This is a genomic window from Robertmurraya dakarensis (assembly GCF_900156875.1).
In the GTDB taxonomy this organism is placed as follows: Bacteria; Bacillota; Bacilli; order Bacillales; family Cytobacillaceae; genus Robertmurraya; species Robertmurraya dakarensis.
The window spans coordinates 383569-407758 of sequence record NZ_LT707408.1 but is presented as its reverse complement, the minus strand read 5'-3'; the positions used below and the strand labels follow the sequence as shown (position 1 = coordinate 407758).

The window sequence follows — 24190 nt, the reverse complement described above, 5'->3', positions numbered from 1 at the left end:
CTTTGTTAAAATCCCTCGTTATTTTACTGGGGTTCCAATACTACACTAGTAACTACTCATTCTTTAATTATAGGAGGCTTTCGTATGGCGAACGATACGATTATCCGTTTTGATAACGTGACAAAGTCTTACAATAGTAACACGACGGTTTTAAAAGGTGTTAGCTTCGAGCTTGAGCGTGGAAAGTTTTATACGTTACTAGGTCCTTCAGGCTGTGGGAAAACAACGATTTTACGTATTATTGCAGGTTTTGAAGCACCGACAACAGGCGATGTATTTATTAACAGCAAGCGCGTTAACAACGTGCCGGCAAATGAACGCCAAGTAAACACAGTATTCCAAGACTATGCATTATTCCCTCATTTAAACGTTTTTGAAAACGTCGCATTCGGCTTACGCATTAAAAAAGTAAAAGAAGCTGAAATTAAAGCGCGTGTAGCAGAAGCGTTAAAATTTGTAAACTTAGCAGGCTATGAAAATCGTGAAATTACAGAAATGTCGGGCGGCCAGCGTCAACGTGTTGCAATTGCACGCGCCATCGTTAACGATCCGGAAGTGATCTTACTCGATGAACCATTATCAGCGCTTGACTTAAAGCTGCGTACTGAAATGCAGTATGAACTGCGCGAATTACAGCAACGCCTTGGCAAAACGTTTATTTTCGTTACGCACGACCAAGAGGAAGCATTGGCGATGAGCGACGAAATTTTCGTTTTAAACGAAGGAAATATCCAACAATCTGGGACCCCAGTTGATATTTACGACGAACCAATTAACCGCTTCGTTGCAGACTTTATCGGAGAATCAAACATCGTTGATGGCGTTATGCTTGAAGACTATAAAGTACAGTTTGCCGGCAAAGTATTTGACTGTGTCGACGGTGGTATGAAACAGAATGAAAAAATTGAGGTTGTCATTCGCCCAGAGGACTTACACCTCACGACGCCAGCAGCTGGTAAAATTACGGTGCGCGTTGATACACAGCTATTTCGCGGCGTTCATTACGAGCTATCGACATATGACAAAGATGGGAACGAATGGCTAGTTCATTCATTGAAACAGGCTGAAGTAGGTGCACAAGTAGGCCTGGATTTCGATCCAGAAGCGATTCACATTATGCGTCTAAATGAAACGGAAGAAGAATTTGACGCGCGCATCGAGGCGTATACGAATGAAGTTTAAGCCAAAAGCGACGTTCTCTCCGTATTTGCTATGGATTGTGCTCTTCGTTATTGCACCGATTGGGCTTATTTTTTATTACTCTCTACTGGATTTAAACGGAGATTTCACTCTCGCAAACTATAGAAACTTTTTTACGCCAGCATATTTAACGATGACATTAACGAGTTTTTGGTATGCGTTTTTAATTACGTTCTTTACTCTATTAATTGCATATCCTACCGCTTACTTTTTAACGAAAACGAAGCATAAACATTTATGGTTAATGCTCGTCATTATTCCATCTTGGATTAACTTGTTATTAAAAACGTATGCATTTATCGGGATTTTCGGTTTATACGGACCGGTCAATGCCATGATTGAAGTGTTCGGCTTTGACCCGACACAAATATTATTTACAGACTTTAGTTTCGTGTTCGTTGCCGTATACATATTTATTCCGTTTATGATCATTCCGATTTTTAACGCTTTGGACAAAATGAACCCGTCATTAATTTACGCAGCACGCGACCTAGGTGCATCAGCGTTTACAACGTTCCGCCGCGTCATTTTTCCACTAACTATTGAAGGTGTAAAATCAGGAATTCAGGTAACGTTTATTCCTGCCCTATCACTATTTATGATCACGCGGTTAATTGCTGGAAACAAAGTCATTACGCTTGGTACGGCGATTGAACAGCAGTTTTTAGTGGCACAAAATTGGGGAATGGGTTCAACCATCGCAGTATTTTTAATATTAATTATGTTCGCGAGCATGCGGTTAACAAGGAAGAAGAAAAGAGGAGGTCGAGCATAAATGCGTTCAAATTTAACTACTACAGCTAAAGTGTATTTAGCGATTGTGTTTGTCATCCTATATGCACCGATCTTCTACTTAATTTTTTATTCGTTCAATAGCGGCGGTACGATGAGCTCATTCGAAAGTTTTACACTCGAGCACTATAAAGCAGTATTTAATGATAACCGTTTACTCGTTATCTTAATTAATACCACGATCGTTGCCTTGCTTTCCGCATTAATCGCTACCATGATCGGTACGCTTGGTGCAATCGGGATCGTCTCCATGAGTAACAAGAAAATGCGCAGAACTCTATTGTCGTTGAACAACATTTTAATCGTAAGCCCAGACGTTGTAATCGGGGCAAGCTTCTTAATTTTATTTACTATGGTTGGTATACAGCTTGGCTTTACATCGGTATTAATCTCACATATTGCCTTCAGTATTCCAATTGTTGTATTAATGGTATTGCCAAAATTATTTGAAATGAATACGAATTTAATTGATGCTGCACTAGACCTGGGCGCTAATCGCCGAGATGTATTAACTCGCGTCATTCTTCCATATATTAAGCCAGGTATTTTCGCCGGTTTCTTTATGGCATTAACATATTCATTAGATGACTTTGCGGTAACTTTTTTCGTAACAGGAAACGGCTTCAGTACATTATCCGTTGAAATCTATTCAATGGCACGTGCTGGTATTTCCTTAACCGTAAATGCGATTTCAGGCTTAGTGTTCGTTGTTACAGTTGGGATTGTAGTCATGTACTACCTCATCACAAAACGAACAAGGAAATCGGGGGAGGTGTAATCAATGAAATCACTAATTCATGCGACGCTGGCAATCGTTGTAACATGTGGTGTCCTTTGGTTTGCTGCCTCTAAGCTTGAAGCATCAGGCGCAGCAGGTGGAGAAGGAGTGCTGACAGTATATAACTGGGGTGAATATATCGATCCAGCATTAATTGACCAATTCGAAGAGGAAACAGGTATTACTGTCATTTACGAAACGTTTGATTCAAACGAAGCGATGTTAACGAAAATAAAACAAGGTGGTTCAGCGTACGATATCGCAGTACCCTCAGAATATGCGATCGAAACGATGATTGAAGAAGATTTATTAATTGAGATTGATCATTCGAAAATACCAAATCTGAAAAATATCGATCCCTATTTTTTAGATTTACCGTTTGACCCGAAAAACAGATATTCGATTCCCTATTTCTGGGGAACAGTAGGAATTGTGTATAATCCAAACGACATTCCAGAGCATATTACGTTTGACTCTTGGGACGATTTATGGGATCCAGCATTGAAAAATAAAGTATTTCTAGTAGATGGCGCACGTGAAGTCATCGGCATGGGCTTAAACAGTTTAGGCTATTCTTTAAACTCTCGTGATGATAATGAGCTGCGTGAAGCAGTAGAAAAGTTAAAAGGATTAAACGGCAATGTTAAAGCGATAATCGGTGACGAAATCACACCACTGATGATCAACAACGAAGCAACCGTATCGTTAACATTCTCTGGGCAGGCAGCTGACATGATGTGGGAAAACGAAGAGCTTGATTTTGCTGTTCCTTCTGAAGGTTCTAATCTTTGGTTCGATAACATGGTTATTCCAAAAACAGCACAGAACGTAGAAGGTGCCCATTTATTTATCAACTTCATGCTGGATGCAGAAGTCGCTGCTCAAAATACAGACTATGTTGGTTACTCTATCCCAAACAAAGCAGCGTGGGAGTTATTAGATGAAGAAGTCATTAACGACGAACGCTTCTACCCACCTGAAGAAATGCGCGGTAACTTAGAAGTATACGAGAACTTAGGACTTGAGCTGTTAGGAACGTACAATGAATATTTCTTAGAATTTAAAATGTCATTAAATTAGCACCTTATTATAAAAGCCAGCCGAAGCCTTCCATTACCAATTAAATTTAAAGCGGATTTGAGAAATGAGCAGTTATTCGAATCCGCTTTTTATTTACTTTATTTTTTCAAAATGGTGTTAGTTTTATCGATAAGAATGATTGTTTGGGGATAAATTACAATTCATAAGGCAGACTTGTGAGATGGAAAGATAATTAGGAAGATATGTTAAAAAGGAATATTCATTAAAACACATTAGCCAAAACACACTTTTACACTCTCTTCTTTTTGGGCTGTTGCTAAACAGTTCAGTAAAAAATTTCGTATTTGCTTTTGATCCAAATTTTGAATATCACTGTCTAAAAGGATGTTTCCGCTATTAAAGTACTCCATATATGCATTCACAGCCTTTTCAATTTGTTGTATCGAAAAGGTAGTACACTCACCTGTTCCACTAACACCTGCATCGTAATCATTTGCATCCATTAAATTGTATAGTATGCGTGCATTCCAATTCCCCATACTAAAACGGGCATAAGCAATTTCTTCTCCAGCTTTATTGTGTCCTGATATATCATGACCCATTGAAAATCCTCCTTCAAATAAAATTTCGTAAATCAGAAATGATATAGCTAACTTTAGAAACTTATGAAACGAAATAATTATTTACATAGCTTACCACTACTTTCACGTTTGCTAGGATAGTACTTTTATTGCCTTGTTTACATTTAGCCTCGTACTATCAGAAAAATAATACCATTTTATCTTTCAGATAAAACTATGTTTTTTCTTATGATTATCTACAATTATGTGAACACTTTTTTATTGGATTACCTTATTCTTTTTTATGGTCCTAATTTGAATGAAAAGACAGCTTCAGTGATAACTTAAAAAGAAAAATGGAGGCCAATATGAAAGTAAAACTTCTTGTACTTATCCTTTTCTTGTTTAGTTTCCCAACTGAAAGCTATTGCTTAACAGAAAAAACCCCCAAAAAAGTACTTGCAATTGTAATTGATGATTTCGGTAACGATATGAAGGGTACAGAAGAAATGCTTGAACTTCCCATCCCGCTAACTGTAGCCGTTATGCCTTTCTTACCTACTACTAAACAAGACGCTAAATTAGCCCACGCAAAAGGCCATGAAGTGATCGTTCACGTGCCTATGGAACCAAAGCATGGGAAGAAAAGCTGGCTTGGGCCGGGAGCCATCACTACCGATTTAAGTGATGAGGAAATCAGAAAGAGAATTGAAAGTGCGATCGATAGTGTTCCATATGCAGTGGGGATGAATCATCATATGGGTTCAAAAGTAACCGAAGACAAACGGATCATGAAGATTATTCTAGAGGTTTGTAAGGAACGTAATCTATACTACCTTGACAGTAAAACAGCAGAAAACAGTGTGATTCCGGAAATTGCGAATGAATTGTCTGTTCCTTATTTAGAAAATGATTTATTTCTTGATCATGTTTATTCTGAACAACATATCTACCGCCAGGCTTCTAAACTTGTAATAAATTTACAAAGGCACGAGCAAATAATAGCAATTGGGCATGTTGGAATTACTGGAGATAGAGTCGTAAATGCTCTTAAAACATATATTCCAAAATATGAAAAAGAAGCAGAACTTGTCACTCTTTCCGAATTGATTCCTAATCCATTTTTACAATAAAACACTCCTATAAGATAGATAACCAATAATTAAAGGACTCTCATTTCTAAGAGTCCTTATTTCTTTATCTAATTAAACAACATAAACAAAGTATCCAATAAATGTTATACAAAGAACATACATAATCGGATGGATTTCCCTTGTTCTTTTCATAGCGATCATACTGATTGGATACAGAATGAAACCAAGGGCAATTCCTGTAGCAACACTGTAAGTTAAAGGCATCATAATAATCGTAATAAAGCTCGGAATGACTACGGCCAAGTTGTTCCAATTAATCCTGCTTATTTCTGTCGCCATCATTGCACCAACAATGATAAGGGCCGGCGCTGTTACCTCAGGAGTTACAATTGAAAGTACAGGCGAAAAAAATAAAGCAATCATAAAGCAGGCCGAGATTACGATAGAAGTAAAGCCTGTCCGGCCGCCAGCTGCAATCCCAGAAGAAGATTCCACCATTGAAGCAGTTGTAGAGGTACCCAGAACAGCTCCAATAACAGTAGACATAGAGTCGGCAAGAAGCGCTTTCCCCGCATTAGGAATCTGGTTATTCTTCATTAGACCTGCCTGGCTGGCAATGGCAATCAGCGCACCCGCAGTATCAAAAAAAGCAACGAATAAAAAGGTAAAAATAACAGCAAACACCTTTGGCGTAAAAATGTCATCCAGGTTTTCAAAGACAGCCCCGAAAGTAGGCTCCAGACTTGGAATTTTTCCAATGATTGCGTGAGGAGCATTAATAATCCCGAATGCCATGCCAAGGATCGTCGACAACACCATTCCGTAAAAAATACCGCCCTTTATTCCTTTATTTAATAGAATAATTGTTATGATAAATCCAGCAATAGCAAGTAATGTTGGGGCAGATTTAAGATTTCCTATCGCCACAAAAGTCTCTTCATTTGCAGTAACAATTCCGGCATTTTTCAAACCTATAAATGCAACAAAGAAGCCAATTCCTCCAGCAATGGCATATTTTAAATCCTGAGGGATTACATTAATAATTTTTTCACGGATTTTTAATAAACTTAGTATCATGAATAATACTCCAGCAATAAAAACCCCAGCTAACGCCGTTTCCCAAGGTATATTCATACCAATACAGACAGTAAAAGTAAAAAAGGCATTTATCCCCATACTAGGAGCAATGCCAATCGGATAATTTGCCATCAAGCCAATTAGCAGTGAACCAATAATGGCAGAAAGTGCAGTTGCCGTGAATACCGCCCCTTTATCCATCCCCGTTTGACTTAAAATGACCGGGTTTACAACTAGAATGTAAGCCATTGAAAGAAAGGTTGTAATTCCCGCTACACTTTCCTGTTTAAAGGAAGTATTACGCTCGGAAAATTGAAAGTAGTTTTTCATGATGTGCCCTCCGAATCTAGTAAAATAGAAAAACCCCAGCTATACTGCCGGGGAATGTTTTACAAAGGACAACTATGAGTCAGGTAGATACTCTTTCATTGACCCTTGTAGACAGGCTATTTATGGCAGCCCGGTAGAGACGTTCGAGCCATATTCTCGAACATATACAAGGTAATAATAAATAAATTAATAAAAAGAATCTTAACAAGGAACATTTCTTTAGTCAATAACCCCACTTATTTTCAGTTTATTAAGTTTTTATATTGACCATATGTGGGAATTTATGACTTCCTACCAAAACCACGGAAGTTCCATTACAGTTAATCCAATAAAAAACATATTTCGCCCCCATTCTATTTACCTGCGGTTTTACTGATATGTCTATCATAATATAGAATGAATTTGATGTTGTAGACTAATAGAATAATTAATGAAGTATATGGATTATCCTTTAATAAAAGCATACAAAAACAGGCTGGAATGAATTCGGTACAATGCCGCTTTCACACCAGCCAATTAACGCTTAGTATAAACTCTAACTGTTTTAGGCTTAACTTTTACTGTTTCCCCACCACATCATGATTCTTTGACGCAAAGTTATCAAGCATATGACGCACATCATCTGTTGAATTTGTATTCATTAATTGATTTCTTAACTCACTCGCCCCTCGAAATCCTTTGACATATATCTTAAAAAAGCGATGAAGAGCCTTGAACGGACGCAGCTCTAACTTTGAATATTTATCATGGAGATCCAGATGCAATCTTAAGAGATCAAGCAATTCCTCACTGCTATGATTTTTCGGCTCTTTTTCAAAAGCAAATGGATTATTGAATATACCACGCCCAATCATAACCCCATCAACACCATATTGATGAGCCAGCTCCAAGCCAGTCTGCCGGTCAGGAATGTCTCCATTAATCGTCAAAAGGGTGTTTGGTGCCACTTCGTCACGAAGTTTTTTGATCTCCGGGATCAGTTCCCAATGAGCAGGTACCTTGCTCATTTCCTCCCTCGTACGAAGATGAATGGAAAGATTAACAATATCTTGTTTCAATATATGTGTTAGCCAGTCTCGCCATTCGTCTACATCCGTGAAACCAAGCCTCGTCTTTACACTTACGGGCAACCCTCCTGCTTTTGCTGCTTGTATTAACTCTGCTGCAACTTCCGGACGACGGATCAGGCCGCATCCCTTTCCGTTCTCTGCCACATTAGGTACAGGACAGCCCATATTGATGTCCACACCCCGAAAGCCTAGTTTCGCCATACCAATGCTCATTTGACTGAAGTATTCGGGCTTATCCCCCCATATATGAGCAACAATTGGTTGTTCATCTTCTGTGAAAGTCAAACGCCCGCGCACACTTTTGATCCCCTCTGGATGACAATAGCTCTCACTGTTTGTAAACTCTGTAAAGAACACATCAGGTCTGGCTGCTTCACTCACAACATGGCGGAATACAACATCCGTCACATCTTCCATTGGTGCCAGGATAAAAAAGGGACGGGGTAAATCATTCCAAAAATTATCTATCATATTTAAATTCAAATCCTCTCTATGGACAAATGCAAACCCTTTATCACAAAATATAAAAGCAAAATGTCCCTATTTCTTTTACACTTATACCATGCTTAAGCACTTTTTATCAAATTGATTGGAATGATTAATTTGATAAGAAGTACTTTAAGGGTTATACGTTAATACCGAACTAAGCACTCCATTTCCGGATTGTATAATGCAGCACATTAATGCTGGCAATTGGGACAAAAATATGTCTTCCGGGAAGACATCTCTTCTTTGACAATAGGTGCATGGCAGCGCGAGCATTCTTCACCTTCCCTGTCATGAACAAAAAATTGATAGCCTCCGGTTCTGCCATCCCCCTTATATAGCGGATTATCCATATATCCTCCTTGATTGATACCTCTTTTAAGAATGAATTGAATCGAGTTATATAGCCGGGTTAATTGTTGGTTGTCAAATTCTTGGATTTTTTTATCTGGTCGAAGCTCGGCATGCCAAAGAATTTCATCTGAATACCCGTTCCCTATTCCTGCCATTACTTCTTGATTAATTAATGCCGTTTTTATCGCTCCTTTTCTTTTTTCCATAAGCTGTTGAAAAGCATTAAATGTGAATTGAGGATTAATCGGTTCAGGTCCTAATTTTTCAAACTCTTCTTTAACCATTTCAGGTGATAAAATATGCAAATAACCTAAGCGTAGTCCGATAAAAAACAGATGCTGGTCACCGAAAGATAGTTTTACTTGAATGGTTCGGTCTGGTTTGTCTTCCTCTTTGCCAAAAAACATCCATCCCCCCAGCATCAGATGCAGCAGTAAACATGAACCATTCTGCAGCTGGAAAATTAAATACTTAGCCCTTCTGTTTATTGTCTTTACCGTCTGATTTGCAACTTCCATAGTAAACTTATCAACTGGTACATTAATTGACTTTTCCCGCCCTATCACAACATTTGTAATCTTTTGACCGCCAATCAATGTACTTAATAATGCTTTATATGTTTCCATCTCAGGCAATTCAGGCATAATCTTTTCCTCCATTTTTAAAAACTGTATTTACAGTATTTCCTACTGACAGGAGAACATGAATAATGGAGAATATATACTCCAACAGAAAAATACTATATATATTAAACAAAGTAGTTACATAACAGCGGAATAAAATATGTATTGACATGAATAATAATTGAGACTAAAATATTAATAAATTAATAACCGAGTGATGTTATTTACCTTCTTAATCTTAAAAAAGGCTTTAGCATTCTATTAATTAAGAAATTGATAGGATGAAAAAGCATTAGTAATAAAAGTAAGAAGTATAAAATAAGATAAATCGGTATATCTCTAGACATGGAGGAACAAGTCTAGGGATATACCGTTTTTTTGTTCAGGAGGACGTACATATGAAAAGAACAAAAGGCTCCATTGAAGCAGAAATAAGCAAAGCGATCACTCATTGGGAAAAGGATTTTCTTGGGCGTGGATCTGTTTCCGTTAAAACAGATATTTTACGTGACTTGATACTTGTCTACCTGCAGGGCATCTTAACACCTGCCGAATACACGGTTTGTCAATCGAAAGAAGGCATGCTGTCTATCAAAAATACTCGTTCTGAGTTAGTGGAATCAGGCTTAGATCAATTAAAAGAAATTATTTTATCCATAACGGGGGAAGAAGTCAAAAGCTTTCATACGGATTTAAGTACTGTAACCGGAGAACGTGTAATGGTTTTCAGGCTATTAAATGACTTAGAGAAAAAATTATAATCGGGAGATTTTTAAAAGGCTGTAAGAGCCAGTTAAAAATAAACCGGCAGCTTTGTATCAGTGAGTAAAACCATTGATACTAGTTGCCGGTTTTTTTATTTCTTAATGAGTGAATGGATCAAGTTTCGCTGCGGTCGAATTGAATGGAGGGGAGTTATATGTCGATGCTGCTTACATTATTTTTTATCACGCTTTTTTTATCTATATTAAGTGGATTACTATTCTTGTTCCAACGTGTTCCCTTGGGATATGTACGTTTTCACATAGGCATCATTTCATTACCTGCTTTTGTATCCTTGATGGCTCTTTTTAACAACAGTGTAAAGCATAATATAGGCCCCCTGCACCTGGATTCCTTGGCTTGGCTAATGGCGTGTTTTGTACTCACAATTGGGGTCGTCATCCAGCGTTTTTCGGTCAGATATTTACTAGGAGATCGTTCTTACCGAAAATACTTTATCCTTTTTACGATCATTACGGGTGCTGCATCTGTTTCCTGGTTAAGCGATGACCTTCGATTGATGGTCTGCAGCTGGGGCATCACACTTATCGGGTTAACGATCTTGATCAGCTTAAATAAAAACTGGAAGGTTACGAGAGCAGCCGCAAGACGTTCTAGCCGTATATTTGCAGGTAGCTGGGTGGCTCTTTTATTGGCCGTGATCTGGCTTTTTCAAACCACAGGAAGCTGGAAGCTGTCTCTTGCCTTGACCCCTGATCGTCTAGCCCACATAGATTCATGGGAAAAAACAGGAATCAATTTATTGTTGGTTGTGGCTGTCATGATTCCAGCCGCACAATGGCCCTTTCAAAAATGGTTAATTGAATCGGTTGTGGCTCCTACACCCGTTTCTGCTATCATGCATGCTGGAATTGTAAATGCGGGCGGAATTATCCTAACGCGGTTCGCGCTGCTGTTAAATGGCGATATAGCCCAGATCCTTTTGCTCGTTCTTGCCAGTATTTCTGTGGTCATCGGTACAGGAATCAGCTTGGTACAGGTGGACTACAAACGGCAGTTGGTGGGCTCTACGATTGCTCAGATGGGTTTTATGCTCATTCAATGTGCATTAGGTGCCTATCTGGCAGCGATTATTCACCTGGTATTACATGGTTTGTTCAAGGCAACTCTTTTTCTACAGTCTGGTTCGGCATTACAACGGCATGAAGGTTCTAACCACGTGAAGAAAAGACCGTCCTATTTATGGATCGTGGCTGGTTATGGATTAGGCGTCCTTCTGGGCGTTGCGTATTGGCAGCTGGGTTCTGGCGGGGCATATACCTTTGTTAATGCGCTCATATTAGGGTGGTCATTATCGTTTTCTTGGACGCAACTGGTGGCTTTCGGAAAAGGAAGAATTGATCGCTTGGCAGGTCTTTTCGTTTTGGCGGGCTCTTCCATCGTTTACTTTCTTTTACACAGTATTTTCGATCAATGGTTACATACAGCTGTTTATCAAAGTATTCAACTGCCATCGTCAATCATCGTGATGGTCATCTGTCTCTTAATACTTGGCAGTATAATCGGTGTGCTTGCTTCTCGTAATCACTCTTCTGCTTTTTTCGCCAGGCTCTATCTATTGTTCGTAAAGGTAGGAGAAGGTGAAGCAAGATCGACTGAAAGTCATCCTTATTATTTAAAACAATATCTGTCATAAGGAGGTTATGGTGATGAGTATTTCCCCTACTTTACTTAACCAAATGGATGCACAAAAGAATGAACAAAAAGCTGTTTCTATAAAAACTTTAGTTAGCTCAGCCAGCCGAGTGATCGCACCAAATGGACCGATTGCGACTTTTGCTGCTCGTCATCCCTGGGTGGGGCTGGAAGAACAGACATTTGAAGAGGTGGCAGACTGGTTAAAAAACACTCGAAATGTAGAAATCTATCCCAGCACCTCTATGATTCTATCAGCAAAAAATCGTGGAGAGATTGATGAAGATTTCTTAGAAATGGAGTTGCAGCGCTGGCTAAACGCAAATTCGTCTACCATTCCACGAGAAGTGGCCGAGCGTTTCTGCCGCGCTTCCCTAAGATTTGAAGAAATCCCTGTTCATCTTTTAACATCACCTGAACTAAAGATATGGGCAGAGAAGGTTGAAAATGGGAAGTTAGAAATGTCCGAGAATTTCCCTATTCAGCCCTTAAGCATGGTGATCAAGCACAAGGGTGAAGAGAAATTGGCCGAGCTGCTTGATCATCACATCATTAAATGGTGCAAGTTATATCTAGATGACTCTCAGGCGGGATGGTCAATGCCGAAACGCGATGAGGGATTTTATCAATCCTGGAATCGTCTCATACAGTACGACCCTGCATTAAGCAAAACTCAGCGTAAAATTTTTCAACATTGGCCGCAAGATGCAGAATCAGCTTTGGAAGCAGCACTATCAGCAATGGACATTCCCCGGCTAGACAGACAGCGTTATCTTGAAGGACATTTACTTTCTTTGCCTGGCTGGGCAGGCATGATGCTGTGGCGTTCACAACAGTTGAAACATGAACAGTCTCTGTTGTTAGAGTATTTAGCTGTTCGATTATCTATGGAGTGGGTTTTGGTGAAGCCTCACCTGCCTTTGGCCAAAGAATATCGGAAAACAAAAGTACAAATGAAATCACTTATCGCAGCTTGGATCCATTATGGCGGGCTGACATTCGATAACTGGTCGAGGATGCGTGCTCATCAACAAAAAAATTATTTAACATTTGCCTATACTTTTCATGAGAAGATTCGTAAAAAAATTTGGCTCGAGGCATGGGAACAAACCTATACAGACCAATTAAGCCAGAAAATCTTATCGAGGCAGCATCCAAAACAGGAGACCACCCCTAAGTTAGCACAATTTGCCTTTTGTATTGATGTTCGTTCAGAACCTTTTAGACGTTACCTGGAAAAAGAGGGACCTTTTGAAACATTGGGTGTGGCTGGTTTTTTTGGACTGCCAATTGAAACTCGTGAGCTTGGCAGTAAACATACCCATTCCTCGTTACCAGTGATGCATAAACCGAAGCATCAAATAGAGGAACGTTCGGATGAAAATGAGCTGCAGCAATACCAGCAGCGTAAGCAAGCTGTAGAATCTCTCGGTTATACATTTAAAACGATGAAACAGAATACCGTTCCAAGCTTACTATTACCGGAGGTAAGTGGACCGTGGCTCGCGCTTCAAATGCTGGCACGCAGTTTTCTCCCGCAAAAAGCAGGATCTTTCCTGCGTAATTTGCGCGATTCATGGCTGCGCAAACCCGATACGGAGCTTTCCCTTCATTCTGTTCGCGATTTTAAATCTGAGATTTCTAATGGATTTTCCCAAAAGGAACAAGTCAACTATGTACGTCAAACGCTTAAAATGATGGGATTGACCAAAAACTTCGCCCCTCTAGTCGTGATTTGCGGACACGGAAGTCACAGCACAAACAACCCCTATGCGGCTTCCCTTGACTGCGGTGCATGCGGAGGAGCTTCAGGAGGATTCAATGCCCGGGTGTTGGCAACGTTGTGCAATTTGGAGGAGATCAGAGAAGTTCTATCGTCTGAAGGCATTGACATTCCAGAGGAAACGGTTTTCGTGGCAGCTGAGCATAATACCACAACGAACGATTTAAAATGGCTCTATGTTCCTACACTATCGAAATCCGCTCAAGCAGCGTTTGATATGACAGAGGCAGCCTTACCAAAAGTAAGTGATCAAGCTAATGCAGAGGGGTTATCACAATTACCTACTATCACAAACCATCTTAAAAATCCGAAAACTGAGGCATACCGATTGGCAGAAGACTGGAGTGAAATACGTCCTGAATGGGGATTGGCTCGTAATGCAGCTTTTATTATTGGAGAACGGAAGCTGACACAAAATTGTGATTTAGAAGGAAGAGTGTTTCTTCATAATTATCATTGGAAACACGACCAAGACGGTGAAGTGCTTGCGAACATTATTGCCGGCCCGGGAACGGTCGCTCAATGGATAAATTTACAGTATTATGCCTCCACCGTTGCACCGCATTACTATGGCAGTGGGAATAAAGCGACACAAACGGTCACCGCAGGTCTCGGTGTCATGCAGGGAACTTCGAGTGATTTGTTAACCGGACTTCCGTGGCAATCTGTGATGAAATCGGATGAAGAAGCTTATCACGCGCCTCTTCGTTTGCTCATTGTCATCCAAGCGCCCAGGGAGTATGTGCAAAGGTTATTAGATCGTGATGAGGTGTTCAAGCAAAAAGTTCAAAATGGCTGGGTTCGACTAGCAAGTGTTGACCCAAAAGGATATTGGGAAAATTGGTAACCTTATAAGTGGAACGGCGTTAAGAATTCATAGAAGCTTTAATCAATATAGATGAAAGGGTGTACGATATGAATCATAAAAACAAAAAGGCTTTATTTTTAACAGACATGGAAATTGGGTTAGAGACAATCCTGCAACAAGAGACGAATATTTCACCTGATAATATGTTATTTATTCAAAGCTATAGCCCTGACATTTCACATCCATATGGAGATATTATGAGATCTATCATTCTTGCTATTTATCAGGAAAATGTGGAAGAGATATTTGTAGTAGGGACAAAGGATAAGAGAAATGTTTCGGTAGATATCCAAAGTCTTCTTTCATTAAAAAATAAAAATAAGCTAAAAACAGTAGATTATCTATTGCGAAATTGCAAACCAGAATTCTCTGGTGCTGGGATTAGGGACTGGTTAGATGTCAGTGAAGATATTGCGGACAGTGTCAAAAAGAGCGTGGAAATCATTCGCCAGCATCCGTTGGTACCAGCCGATGTGAAAATACATGGATTGTTGATTAATAAACAACTAGGCGAACTTGCGGCTGTGAATCAATAACACAAGATTATGGGCCATATGGCAATCTTTCTATCGCTTTTTCAAGAAGATTCTCAAAGTATAAAGTGCTGGCATTGAATTGTTATGCCGGCACAATTGTACTATATTTGTTGTTCAAATCATTTTAAAAGCGCGGGGATGGTCCTCAAGCTCTATGTCAAACGGAATCAATATCATTTCCGCAAAGAGGATCGTGTTAAGGTAAAAATCATTCCTGTAGAAACGCGAGAGACTTTTATGAAGAATTACTAAGAACGATCTAGTCAATTATGTAAGCATCCTTTTAAAAACCATAATCGGAAGCGTAGAATGTATTGTTTTCATCAACACATATTTAAAATATCTTTAAAGAATATTTGGCCCCTCCTTCGCCAAATATCATAATAGCCACTCGTGCTATCTCACCTAGCTTTACTTTAACAAAACTATATTACTAAATTAAAAAACCTGTATTAAGAATTGTTAAGTCTCTGTTACGAACTATGAAAAGTTTCCCTTTTTACTGAAACAACAGCGCGACTTTTCCATAGAAATACCCCTATACCCTTTGTTTTCTCCGATTCCCCGTTTTGTTCATTATACAAAAAAGCACCCTATAGGGCAGACCTTTTTTAAGTGTCTACTCTATAGGGTACAGTTTAACTTGAAGTTGCCTTTTGATCGATACTAATTAAGCAGCTATATCGTTCTGATTCTTGTTCCCTTTAAAAAGAAATTGATCAACTGCAAGCAACTTACTGCCATTTATCGCAATCACTGCAGCCATGGCTAACAACGCTAAATCTAGTTCGTATCCCCCTAAGAAGCCTGCTGCAATTTTCACTTTTAAAATCGCACCAATCATGACGACAGCTAATAGACCTGAAACCACTCGACTTGCCAATCCAATAATTAGCAGAATTCCTCCAACAAGCTCTATCACTGCAACACCATAAGCTAAAAATCCTGGCAGGCCAATGCTTGCAAACCAGCCAGCTGTATTTTCAATCCCGCCTTGAAATTTATCCAAGCCATGCACAAAGAACGTAATCCCCAATACAACACGCAAAATTAGTGTAGTTATTTCAAATTTTTGATTCATTTTTTTCTCCTCCATGTTAATTAAATTGCCATACACTATGGCTTAAGTTTCCGTATCGATAACTGCGATGTACCAATGTTGCGTTCTTTTCCCGATCGCCTGCACCCATTGCATAAAAAAGTGGAACAAAATGCTCTTTCCCGTAATGAGGGACAGCTATTTCAGCACCTGGTGCTAGATCATAATAATTGATCAGCGATTGGGTATCCCAATTTTTTAACTGCTGCGCGATCCACTCATCAAATCCCAATGCCCATTCCTCGACACCATTGTCCGACCATCTTAGCGCACGGAGGTTATGAACCGTTCCCCCACTGCCAATGATCATGACATCTTTTTCTCTTAAAGAAGACAAGGACTTCCCAATTTTATACTGCTCTTCAGGGCTTAAATGCTGATTGACCGACATCGCAATAACCGGAACATCTGCATTTGGATATAGAAGACGAAGAACAACCCATGCCCCATGATCCAAGCCTCGGCGTGTGTCAACTTGGAACGAGATGCCTTCTTTTGCGAACAATTCTTCTATTTCCTTTGTTAACTCCTTCTTGCCTTTGGCCGGATATTGAATTTGATAGAGTTCTTCTGGAAATCCGCCAAAATCATAGATCGTGCTGTATTCTTCTACGTCACTCACGAGCTGAACTTGTGATTCCCAATGAGCTGAAAACAAAATGATTGCCTTGGGCTTTGGCAGGGTCTTCCCTAATTGCTGTAAAGCTTGGGTATATTCATTATTTTCAAGCGCTAAAAGTGGTGCTCCATGCGCAATAAAAAATGCTGGCATCATAGGTTTTTTCCTCCCTTATCGATTTTCGTGAAGCCATTGCCTAAAGTCTCGATAGTTTTCCAATGAGACGGTGTGGCCTTCCTTATACGAATGAAAGCTAACATTTGCTCCCAACTTCTTAAAATACTCATGATTTGCTTGCCCCCATGCAAAAGGCAGTACATTGTCCAATTCACCATGCGAAATATAGATGGATAAATCATTGACAGGTTGAAGATTGTACTCTTCTTTGACAAATTGAGGAATGTACCCACTTAAGGCGATAATCCCTTTTATTTGATTCCCTAACGTCAACCCTAATGTCATTGATAAAATAGCCCCTTGGCTAAAGCCCATTAAATAGAGTCGACTCTTATCAATTGGATATTGTTCGATTGTCTCTTCAATAAAGCTGGTCAGCTCACTAACCACTTGATCGAATCCTTCCCGATGCGGTTTCCCGAATCCTTCGATAGGAAAGAAGGCAAATCCAGGAGGTTGTGATAATGGGCCTCTTATACTGAAAATATAAAAATGTTCTTCCAATCCTTTTGCCAAACCGAGGAGATCTTGTTCATTACTTCCCATTCCATGCATCAAAAATAGTGCGGGATATTTTTTCTGAGAATCAACCTCTGAAGGGTGGCGAAGTTCATAGACCATGGTTGAATTCAAGGCGATTCCTCCCTTCTAAAATCAGTTCAATTTCTTTCTTGTATTTGTGAGATGGTTGGTTATTAGCAGTTCCTTCCATCGTTTTAAGCCAAATGAATTAAAGCAAATATATACATAATAACAAACATAAAAAAAGTTTTCTTATATGAATATTAATTATCTATAAGGTAACAAGATATAGATAGAAAGTCAATGACTTTTTTGTTAATATAAATATAAGTTTTCTATAAAGAAACTCAAGAGGTGAGTACACTGGATATTGGCGGAAAAATTAGGGCAATACGTAAGAAGAAAAAAATCACCATTACCCAAATGTGTGAAGGGACAGGACTATCAAAAGGTTTTATCAGCAATGTGGAAAACAATAATACTTCTCCGTCGATCAATACTTTGCAAACGATTGCAAGCTTTCTCGGCGTGCCACTTCCCTATCTGTTGTTAGAAAAGAAACAGCATATGAAAGTGGTAAAGAAAAATGAAAGAGGCCATTCTTCATACAATGGGTTAACTGTAGAACATTTAGCGTCTAAAGGCGGATTACGAATGATGATCGTGGAGTTTCCTCCTGATAGTTCGATGGGAGAGCCCAATGTCCATGAGGGTGAAGAAAGCCATTTAGTGCTAAAAGGAAAAATACTTGCTGAACAAGGCGAGGATTCAATGATTTTGGAAGAAGGAGACTCATTCAGCTGGAATGCAAGTGTCCCGCATTTCGTGAAAAATATCGGCGATGAATCAGCCATGGTATTGATTGCCCTTCATTCGGATACAGATTTTAAAGATATTTTTTAATTAAGAAAAGTGGAGAGTCCCCTCCACTTTTCTACTTCACGTGTTGACTCAATCCTTTTTTACTTTGCTTCACCTACAACAGTAAAACGTTCGTTCAAGTGCTGTGGATTTTCTATTTCATCTACAACGGCAATCGCATAATCAGCATAGCTGATATAGCTATCCCCTTTTGAATTGATAAGAAGATGATCTTTTCCTGACTGATAAGACCCCGTTCTTTTTCCTTCCGCATCAAAGACGGCAGAAGGACTGATAAATGTCCATGTAAGGTCAGTTGTTGTCTCCAATTCTTGCAAATTTCGTCCTTGCCCTTTTGCTGTTGGTTTCACAAAGTCTGGAAATTCAGGTGTTTCAATTAACCTAACCGTCTTATTTTTATCCACATAAAGGCTTCCAGCACCACCCACAATGATGACTCTTGTATTTGTTCCTTTTAAAGCCTCGATTAAAGCATGTCCAGCATCCACATGGGCTTGCTCTTCTCCAAGTGGAGCACCGAAAGCATTTACAATTACTTCAAACTGCTTTACATCATCCTGCGTAAGATCGAATATATTTTTCTCTATTACCGCAATATTCGTGTCGTTAAGTTTTGACTTATCCCTTACAATAGCTGTAACTTCATGTCCTCGGCTAACGGCTTCCTTTAAAATCAGACTGCCTGCTTTCCCACTTGCCCCAATAATGCCAATTTTCATATTAACGCACTCCTTTCTTTAAAAAGGAATATCAAACACGATTAGTGTTTGATATTCTCATACCATTTATTGATAAGGTTTCACCTTAACGTAACGTTTTTAATGCGCCACTCCAAGCAATAACTTCATCAAGCATCGCCGTTACATTATCGAGATGTAATTCTTGTGGTTTAAATTCACTCATATTCTCAAAATCTGTGAAAAGGGAGAGAGTTGGATGTGTACGAACATCTGCAACTTTAATTTCCCCTAGAATCCCTCGTAAATGCTCAGCAGCACGTGCCCCGCCAGTTGAGCCGTAGCTTACGATACCAGCTGCCTTGTTATACCATGCTTCACGGGCAAAATCGATCGCGTTCTTTAATGCACCAGTAATACTGTGGTTGTATTCTTGAACAATGAACACATACCCATCTAGGCTTGCTAGCTTTTCATTCCACGCCGTAATGCCAGGCTCCGTTCCATCAGTTGTTCCTAAAAACGGAAGTTGAAAATCAGCAATATCTACGATTTCATAATTTGCGTCTCCACGTTTGTCAGCAATTCCTTTTACCCATTCTCCTACTTGAGGACTTACACGTCCTTCACGAGTACTTCCTAAGATAATCCCAATGTTTAATTTTTCTGTTGTCATGGTTTCTTCCTCCTTCGTTTGTTTACCAAATAATTTTTCAATAAAGCCCATTCTTGGTTTCTCCTTTTTAATAACTTACTTTATGTAACTAAGTTTATTTATATAACATATTTTTGTCAAGTAACTAGATTATTTTTTGTTAATCAACTGGATTTTTATGGTATAATGAAAATAGGTGAGGTGTAGTCACAAGATGAATCAGCCAACGATTTGCCCTAAGTTTGAAAAAGCTATTTCATTATTAAGTCAAAGGTGGACCGCATTATTGATTTATCAATTATTGTCTGGCTCCCAGCGATTCAAAGACATTCAATCGGCGATAGGGATTAGTGGAAAAGTGTTATCTGACCGTTTAAAGGAATTGGAGCATAAAGATGTCGTTAAGCGTGTGGTAATCCCCGAAACACCCGTAGTGATCGAGTACTCTTTAACAGAAAAAGGAAAATCAATTGAACCGATTTTAAGAACAATTGAAAACTGGTCTCAGCAGTGGGTGACGCAAGAATCTGAGTGATTCTTAATGGGTCATATATTGTCTTATAAAACATGTAAAAGATTAAAAAAAAGACATGAACAGAGTGATACCTTATCAAAACCACTTCTGCCCATGTCTTTTTTCAATTTATCTAGTAGTGTTTCATAATCAAAATAAAAGTCACTATTAGATATCTAGTCTATATATGAAAAAAACCACCAAAGGTGGTCTTTTTTCACTATTACTATACCAAACCATTAAATTTCAGAGCTGTACACAACTGCCTCCCGTCTAATATCCAAAACATACCCGACAACTGCCGCCAAGAGAGTAGGGACCGTCCAGCCAAGACCATTCCCATACAAAGGTAGAAGAGTAAAATAATAATGTACTGCTTCGATCTGGATATTAAAGGTTGCTAACACATCGTATAGTGCAAATAAGGTTGCCACTGAAACGGAACAGATGTACATTTTTCTACTTGTTCCAACAAAGTGCTGGAATAATGAAAGGATCACCAGAACGATCGCGATAGGATAGATGAAAACTAGTAATGGTGTTGCGATTTGTAAAATCATATCTAGACCGAAATTTGTAAAGAGCAGCCCAATGATAGTAAAAATGAGTACATATTTTTTATAAGAAAATCTCGGAAAAATCTCATTAAAAAAACGGGCACAGGCATTAATGAGGCCGACGCAAGTAGTTAAGCAGGCTAAGATCACGATCACGCCGAATAACACATTTCCGCCGTAGCCAAATAACTGCTGAGAGGCGAACACTAAGATTTCGGCACCATTTAAAAGTGGTTTGTCATGTGGCAATACCCGTCCAATCCAGCCAAGAGATAAATAAACGACAATTAAGCCCCCCGCTGCTATGAGCCCAGCCAAGACTGTTCCTTTTATTAAATCCTTTTTCCGTGTCACTCCTTTATCTTTTAACCCATTGATGATGACAATCCCAAACGCAAGGGCTGCGACCGCATCCATAGTGAAATATCCTTCCAGAAATCCTTTTAAGAACGCATTGGATTGATACTTTTCAGAAGCAGGTGCATCCATGTACGTAAAGGTAAAAAAGGCACGTACAAACAGTATTGTTAGAACACAGAGCAGTGCTGGTGTAAGAAACTGTCCAACAAGGTCAATAATTTTTTTCGGATTAATGCTAAGTGCATACGTTAAACCAAAGAAAACCACCGAGAATAATAACAATGGCAGCCAACCCTCGACATGAACCACTTGCATAAATCCTAATTCATACGCTACATTTGATGCTCGCGGGATGCCATATAAAGCTCCAATGGACATATAAATAACAATGGCAAAAACAACCCCAAACACAGGGTGAACACGTTCTCCAATAGATAATAGTCCATTATTTGAAAGCGAGACAGATATAATAGCTAAAAAAGGCAAGAATACAGCTGTTAAAATAAACCCAGCGATCGCCGCAACAAAATGGCTGCCTGATTCCATGCCAAGAAAAGGCGGAAATATTAAATTACCTGCTCCAAAAAATAACGAAAAGAGCATAAATCCTGAAAACACTACATTTTTTCTACTCATTTGTGATCCTCCTAGTTCTTGGCGAAAGTACCATCGACTTCAATCGTTTCAAATATATTAATAAAAGCAGTTTCATCATGGGTACGGACGATTTTTTTGATTTGCGGCATTTCGTATCGTGTTACGACCGTCATTAAAATGTCCTTCTTCTCTTTCGTGTATCCCCCATACCCCTCTGTGATGGTAATTCCCCGATAGACTGTCTTCAATAACTCATCCCGGATAATTTCGCCTTTGGACGTGACAATCTGCATCGTTAATTTGATATGATTTGTGTGGATGTTATCAATCATTTTTCCAGTAATATATATAGACAAAAGTGTATATAAAGCGATATTCCAATTGAAAGCTGCGCCAGAAATCAGAACAATGATGCCATTCATAGCAGTTAAAAGAAGGCCCACGCTGACATTACTCGTACGAGAAAGGATGATTGCAATAATATCTAACCCACCAGACGTCCCCGAGTACTTTAAAATCAACCCGATTCCGATGCCCCCTATAATTCCTCCAAAAATCGTTGACAACAAGATATTGTCTGTCACCGGAATGACTGGCAGCAAGTAGAGGAAAACCGACACTGACACAACACAAATCAATGTGTTGATCGTAATCACCTTTCCGAGTTTATAGTATCCTAGAATAATTAAAGGTAGATTCAGCAAGAGGTTCATTAAACCAATATCAAATGGCGTTATTAAGCCAATCAAAATAGCCACCCCACTGATTCCACTACTTAAAATCCCGTAGGGGACCAGAAAGAAATTAAAGGCAAATGCCACAATCAATGAACCCACAATGACAATTAAATTTTTCATAACCATTGAACCCCTAACAGTGTGATTTCTATGATGATCGATGACCACCAATAAAAAAACCCGCCCTATATAGGACGAGTTGTGCTCGCGTTACCACCCATATTCCGCATGTCTCCTAAAACAGAAACAATCCGGCTCTTTAGTCAACGTACCATCATACGTGTTCCAATTAACGGTGGAAGGCCGTCAGTGCTTACTAATTTCAGCTCTGCGTCTCGGAGATGATTTTCAGATAAAATATGTTCGTCGGCTTTCACCATGCACCAACTCTCTGTAGAACAGGGATCTTTTCTTACTCTTTCTCTTCATTGACTTCTAATTCTTAATATTAATTTATTAGAATTATCTGGCGGTGTCAATAAATATATTAATATAATAATATTTAGATAATTATTAGACGTACTTTTTAAAATGCAAACTAGGAAATCGTACTGGGCAAAATAAGATCCGTGATCGAAAAATAAAGGGAAAAATTCCGTTTAAATTGGGAAATACCCATATTTCCTAAAAAATAAAGGGATTTTTTCCGGTTAAATGATCCAAGTCTTTGGATTTTCCGTTAATTACAGAGGATAAGTGGAATTTCTCCGCTTATTTCTGCATCTTAAGCCTCTCCCTATACAATAGCGGGAATTTCTCCCCCTAAAAAGAATGGCAAATTTTCATTTCAATACAGATCTCATCCTTTTTATACCCAAGTGAGAACCCGTTACCACTTTAAGCACTCGTTTTCCTATTTTCACGCTTATTCTCAATATTTTTTACGAACTTTGTTCCTGATATGGTATAGAGCAACAAAGCAATCCATATGAACATGAAGGATAATAAATGGGTACGGCTAAAATGTTCGCCATAAATAAAGACTCCTAATAAAAGCTGTATAGTTGGATTGATGTACTGAATAAAGCCAAGCATGGATAAAGGGATTTTTTGCGCACCTTTTGCAAAATAAAGAAGTGGAACCGCCGTAATTACTCCGGAAGCCATCAATAATAGATCTGTTGTTGCTGAACCTGCTAACAAAGAATGATTTCCTTGAACAAATAGAATAATTATATAAATAAATGCAATCGGAGTGACCATCATCGTCTCTAATGTTAACCCAATTGCAGAGTCCACTTTAAGCATTTTTTTAGCCAGTCCATATAAACCAAACGATATCGCTAAAGCAAGAGCGATCCACGGCATTTGTCCATAAGAGATGCTTAATATCAACACTCCAGCCACCGCAATAATAAAAGACAATACCTGTGCCGGCGATAGTTTTTCTTTCAAAAAGAGAACTCCAAGTAAAATACTTACAAGGGGATTAATATAATAACCCAGACTTGCTTGAATGATTTGATCATGATTCACCGCCCAAATATATAAATACCAATTACAACTAATTAGTAAAGAGGCAGCAACAAGAGCCCAAAATTGCTTTTTGTTTTGTTTAAACCCCTTTAATATAGCCCAATAAGCTGGCATTTTTTTGGTTACGGAAAGAAACAACATCATGGACAGGAAAGACCAAAAAATGCGATTGGCCAAAATTTCATTTGAACCAACATGTTCGAGGAGTTTCCAATAGATCGGAAAGATCCCCCATAGAATATAGGAAATGCCTGCTTGTATGACTCCTATTTTGATATTATTGTTTTTCATTGGAACAGCCTCTATTC

The 24190-nt window shown here is 39.0% G+C and carries 23 protein-coding genes, 1 riboswitch and 1 other annotated feature; of the genes, 11 read left to right on the top strand and 12 right to left on the bottom strand.

The window, feature by feature from the left end:
* The first annotated feature begins 84 nt into the window (after positions 1 to 84).
* Genes CZ487_RS03000 through CZ487_RS02985 form a run of 4 tightly spaced genes read left to right on the top strand, consistent with a single transcriptional unit; the run spans position 85 to position 3850 of the window.
* Positions 85 to 1182, top strand: coding sequence for an ABC transporter ATP-binding protein (locus CZ487_RS03000; protein ID WP_077210762.1), 1098 nt, complete (start codon positions 85 to 87; stop codon positions 1180 to 1182).
* A complete protein-coding gene (locus CZ487_RS02995; protein ID WP_077210761.1) occupies positions 1172 to 1975 on the top strand; it encodes an ABC transporter permease in 804 nt (267 codons plus the stop codon). Before CZ487_RS03000 ends, CZ487_RS02995 begins: the two co-directional genes overlap by 11 nt.
* Complete coding sequence (locus CZ487_RS02990) at positions 1976 to 2770, top strand: ABC transporter permease (protein ID WP_077210760.1); 795 nt, start codon at positions 1976 to 1978, stop codon at positions 2768 to 2770. It begins immediately after the preceding gene.
* Positions 2771 to 2773: 3 nt separating this feature from the next.
* Complete coding sequence (locus tag CZ487_RS02985) at positions 2774 to 3850, top strand: ABC transporter substrate-binding protein (RefSeq protein ID WP_077210759.1); 1077 nt, start codon at positions 2774 to 2776, stop codon at positions 3848 to 3850.
* Between the two features lie 233 nt (positions 3851 to 4083).
* On the opposite strand, the gene CZ487_RS02980 is transcribed toward CZ487_RS02985, so the two are convergent.
* Positions 4084 to 4413 (bottom strand): hypothetical protein, encoded by a 330-nt coding sequence (locus tag CZ487_RS02980; RefSeq protein ID WP_077210758.1) that lies wholly within the window; start codon positions 4411 to 4413, stop codon positions 4084 to 4086.
* A 326-nt stretch (positions 4414 to 4739) separates the two neighbouring features.
* Here CZ487_RS02980 and CZ487_RS02975 point away from each other — a divergent pair, with 326 nt between their 5' ends.
* The gene (locus CZ487_RS02975; RefSeq protein WP_077210757.1) at positions 4740 to 5504 is read left to right on the top strand and encodes a divergent polysaccharide deacetylase family protein; all 765 of its coding nucleotides are present in this window, start codon (positions 4740 to 4742) and stop codon (positions 5502 to 5504) included.
* Between the two features lie 72 nt (positions 5505 to 5576).
* Here the strand turns inward: CZ487_RS02975 and CZ487_RS02970 are convergent, their stop codons facing one another.
* The 3 genes from CZ487_RS02970 to mutM form a co-directional block, all read right to left on the bottom strand.
* Complete coding sequence (locus CZ487_RS02970; RefSeq protein ID WP_077210756.1) at positions 5577 to 6872, bottom strand: NCS2 family permease; 1296 nt, start codon at positions 6870 to 6872, stop codon at positions 5577 to 5579.
* 88 nt (positions 6873 to 6960) lie between these two features.
* A riboswitch (purine riboswitch) is annotated at positions 6961 to 7062 on the bottom strand.
* Positions 7063 to 7429: 367 nt separating this feature from the next.
* Entirely contained in the window at positions 7430 to 8413 is a 984-nt protein-coding gene (locus tag CZ487_RS02965; RefSeq protein WP_077210755.1) for a tRNA dihydrouridine synthase, read from the bottom strand.
* Between the two features lie 209 nt (positions 8414 to 8622).
* Entirely contained in the window at positions 8623 to 9426 is an 804-nt protein-coding gene (mutM, locus tag CZ487_RS02960; RefSeq protein WP_077210754.1) for a bifunctional DNA-formamidopyrimidine glycosylase/DNA-(apurinic or apyrimidinic site) lyase, read from the bottom strand.
* Positions 9427 to 9803: 377 nt separating this feature from the next.
* Between mutM and CZ487_RS02955 the strand changes: the two genes are divergently transcribed.
* From CZ487_RS02955 to CZ487_RS02940, 4 genes are all read left to right on the top strand, one after another.
* Complete coding sequence (locus CZ487_RS02955) at positions 9804 to 10166, top strand: Na-translocating system protein MpsC family protein (protein ID WP_077210753.1); 363 nt, start codon at positions 9804 to 9806, stop codon at positions 10164 to 10166.
* A 158-nt stretch (positions 10167 to 10324) separates the two neighbouring features.
* On the top strand, positions 10325 to 11824 hold the full coding sequence (locus tag CZ487_RS02950) for an NADH dehydrogenase subunit 5 (protein ID WP_237562789.1): 1500 nt from the start codon (positions 10325 to 10327) through the stop codon (positions 11822 to 11824).
* A gap of 43 nt (positions 11825 to 11867) precedes the next feature.
* The gene (locus CZ487_RS02945) at positions 11868 to 14453 is read left to right on the top strand and encodes a DUF2309 domain-containing protein (RefSeq protein WP_237562831.1); all 2586 of its coding nucleotides are present in this window, start codon (positions 11868 to 11870) and stop codon (positions 14451 to 14453) included.
* A 68-nt stretch (positions 14454 to 14521) separates the two neighbouring features.
* Positions 14522 to 15010, top strand: coding sequence for a carbonic anhydrase (locus tag CZ487_RS02940; protein WP_077210750.1), 489 nt, complete (start codon positions 14522 to 14524; stop codon positions 15008 to 15010).
* A 670-nt stretch (positions 15011 to 15680) separates the two neighbouring features.
* Here the strand turns inward: CZ487_RS02940 and CZ487_RS02935 are convergent.
* The 3 genes from CZ487_RS02935 to CZ487_RS02925 are packed head-to-tail and all read right to left on the bottom strand — an operon-like array spanning position 15681 to position 17538.
* Complete coding sequence (locus CZ487_RS02935) at positions 15681 to 16091, bottom strand: DoxX family protein (RefSeq protein ID WP_077210749.1); 411 nt, start codon at positions 16089 to 16091, stop codon at positions 15681 to 15683.
* A 16-nt stretch (positions 16092 to 16107) separates the two neighbouring features.
* Positions 16108 to 16884 (bottom strand): DODA-type extradiol aromatic ring-opening family dioxygenase, encoded by a 777-nt coding sequence (locus CZ487_RS02930; RefSeq protein WP_077210748.1) that lies wholly within the window; start codon positions 16882 to 16884, stop codon positions 16108 to 16110.
* A 15-nt stretch (positions 16885 to 16899) separates the two neighbouring features.
* Complete coding sequence (locus CZ487_RS02925; RefSeq protein WP_077210747.1) at positions 16900 to 17538, bottom strand: alpha/beta hydrolase; 639 nt, start codon at positions 17536 to 17538, stop codon at positions 16900 to 16902.
* 252 nt (positions 17539 to 17790) lie between these two features.
* Here CZ487_RS02925 and CZ487_RS02920 point away from each other — a divergent pair, with 252 nt between their 5' ends.
* Positions 17791 to 18330: a helix-turn-helix domain-containing protein gene (locus CZ487_RS02920; RefSeq protein WP_077211833.1), complete on the top strand. Its 540-nt coding sequence runs from the start codon at positions 17791 to 17793 to the stop codon at positions 18328 to 18330.
* A gap of 59 nt (positions 18331 to 18389) precedes the next feature.
* Here the strand turns inward: CZ487_RS02920 and CZ487_RS02915 are convergent, their stop codons facing one another.
* Positions 18390 to 19028, bottom strand: coding sequence for an NAD(P)-dependent oxidoreductase (locus CZ487_RS02915; RefSeq protein WP_077210746.1), 639 nt, complete (start codon positions 19026 to 19028; stop codon positions 18390 to 18392).
* 85 nt (positions 19029 to 19113) lie between these two features.
* Positions 19114 to 19713, bottom strand: a complete 600-nt coding sequence (locus tag CZ487_RS02910) for an NADPH-dependent FMN reductase (RefSeq protein ID WP_077210745.1) — start codon at positions 19711 to 19713, stop codon at positions 19114 to 19116.
* Positions 19714 to 19855: 142 nt separating this feature from the next.
* Between CZ487_RS02910 and CZ487_RS02905 the strand changes: the two genes are divergently transcribed.
* The gene (locus CZ487_RS02905) at positions 19856 to 20176 is read left to right on the top strand and encodes a winged helix-turn-helix transcriptional regulator (RefSeq protein ID WP_077210744.1); all 321 of its coding nucleotides are present in this window, start codon (positions 19856 to 19858) and stop codon (positions 20174 to 20176) included.
* Between the two features lie 218 nt (positions 20177 to 20394).
* On the opposite strand, the gene brnQ is transcribed toward CZ487_RS02905, so the two are convergent.
* The 3 genes from brnQ to rarD all read right to left on the bottom strand — a co-directional run bounded on the left by brnQ (position 20395) and on the right by rarD (position 24173).
* Positions 20395 to 21708 (bottom strand): branched-chain amino acid transport system II carrier protein, encoded by a 1314-nt coding sequence (gene brnQ / locus CZ487_RS02900; RefSeq protein ID WP_077210743.1) that lies wholly within the window; start codon positions 21706 to 21708, stop codon positions 20395 to 20397.
* Positions 21709 to 21719: 11 nt separating this feature from the next.
* The gene (locus CZ487_RS02895; RefSeq protein ID WP_084783112.1) at positions 21720 to 22526 is read right to left on the bottom strand and encodes a YitT family protein; all 807 of its coding nucleotides are present in this window, start codon (positions 22524 to 22526) and stop codon (positions 21720 to 21722) included.
* Between the two features lie 67 nt (positions 22527 to 22593).
* Positions 22594 to 22844 (bottom strand) — a binding site (T-box leader).
* A 399-nt stretch (positions 22845 to 23243) separates the two neighbouring features.
* Positions 23244 to 24173, bottom strand: a complete 930-nt coding sequence (gene rarD, locus CZ487_RS02890) for an EamA family transporter RarD (protein WP_077210741.1) — start codon at positions 24171 to 24173, stop codon at positions 23244 to 23246.
* Positions 24174 to 24190: the final 17 nt, after the last annotated feature.

Bases quoted from the DNA above. Each gene is read 5' to 3' on its own strand.
- CZ487_RS03000 (WP_077210762.1), top strand. From the start codon at position 85: ATGGCGAACGATACGATTATCCGTTTTGATAACGTGACAAAGTCTTAC.
- CZ487_RS02995 (WP_077210761.1), top strand. From the start codon at position 1,172: ATGAAGTTTAAGCCAAAAGCGACGTTCTCTCCGTATTTGCTATGGATT.
- CZ487_RS02990 (WP_077210760.1), top strand. From the start codon at position 1,976: ATGCGTTCAAATTTAACTACTACAGCTAAAGTGTATTTAGCGATTGTG.
- CZ487_RS02985 (WP_077210759.1), top strand. From the start codon at position 2,774: ATGAAATCACTAATTCATGCGACGCTGGCAATCGTTGTAACATGTGGT.
- CZ487_RS02980 (WP_077210758.1), bottom strand. From the start codon at position 4,413: ATGGGTCATGATATATCAGGACACAATAAAGCTGGAGAAGAAATTGCT.
- CZ487_RS02975 (WP_077210757.1), top strand. From the start codon at position 4,740: ATGAAAGTAAAACTTCTTGTACTTATCCTTTTCTTGTTTAGTTTCCCA.
- CZ487_RS02970 (WP_077210756.1), bottom strand. From the start codon at position 6,872: ATGAAAAACTACTTTCAATTTTCCGAGCGTAATACTTCCTTTAAACAG.
- CZ487_RS02965 (WP_077210755.1), bottom strand. From the start codon at position 8,413: ATGATAGATAATTTTTGGAATGATTTACCCCGTCCCTTTTTTATCCTG.
- mutM (WP_077210754.1), bottom strand. From the start codon at position 9,426: ATGCCTGAATTGCCTGAGATGGAAACATATAAAGCATTATTAAGTACA.
- CZ487_RS02955 (WP_077210753.1), top strand. From the start codon at position 9,804: ATGAAAAGAACAAAAGGCTCCATTGAAGCAGAAATAAGCAAAGCGATC.
- CZ487_RS02950 (WP_237562789.1), top strand. From the start codon at position 10,325: ATGTCGATGCTGCTTACATTATTTTTTATCACGCTTTTTTTATCTATA.
- CZ487_RS02945 (WP_237562831.1), top strand. From the start codon at position 11,868: ATGGATGCACAAAAGAATGAACAAAAAGCTGTTTCTATAAAAACTTTA.
- CZ487_RS02940 (WP_077210750.1), top strand. From the start codon at position 14,522: ATGAATCATAAAAACAAAAAGGCTTTATTTTTAACAGACATGGAAATT.
- CZ487_RS02935 (WP_077210749.1), bottom strand. From the start codon at position 16,091: ATGAATCAAAAATTTGAAATAACTACACTAATTTTGCGTGTTGTATTG.
- CZ487_RS02930 (WP_077210748.1), bottom strand. From the start codon at position 16,884: ATGATGCCAGCATTTTTTATTGCGCATGGAGCACCACTTTTAGCGCTT.
- CZ487_RS02915 (WP_077210746.1), bottom strand. From the start codon at position 19,028: ATGAAAATTGGCATTATTGGGGCAAGTGGGAAAGCAGGCAGTCTGATT.
- CZ487_RS02910 (WP_077210745.1), bottom strand. From the start codon at position 19,713: ATGGGCTTTATTGAAAAATTATTTGGTAAACAAACGAAGGAGGAAGAA.
- CZ487_RS02905 (WP_077210744.1), top strand. From the start codon at position 19,856: ATGAATCAGCCAACGATTTGCCCTAAGTTTGAAAAAGCTATTTCATTA.
- brnQ (WP_077210743.1), bottom strand. From the start codon at position 21,708: ATGAGTAGAAAAAATGTAGTGTTTTCAGGATTTATGCTCTTTTCGTTA.
- CZ487_RS02895 (WP_084783112.1), bottom strand. From the start codon at position 22,526: ATGAAAAATTTAATTGTCATTGTGGGTTCATTGATTGTGGCATTTGCC.
- rarD (WP_077210741.1), bottom strand. From the start codon at position 24,173: ATGAAAAACAATAATATCAAAATAGGAGTCATACAAGCAGGCATTTCC.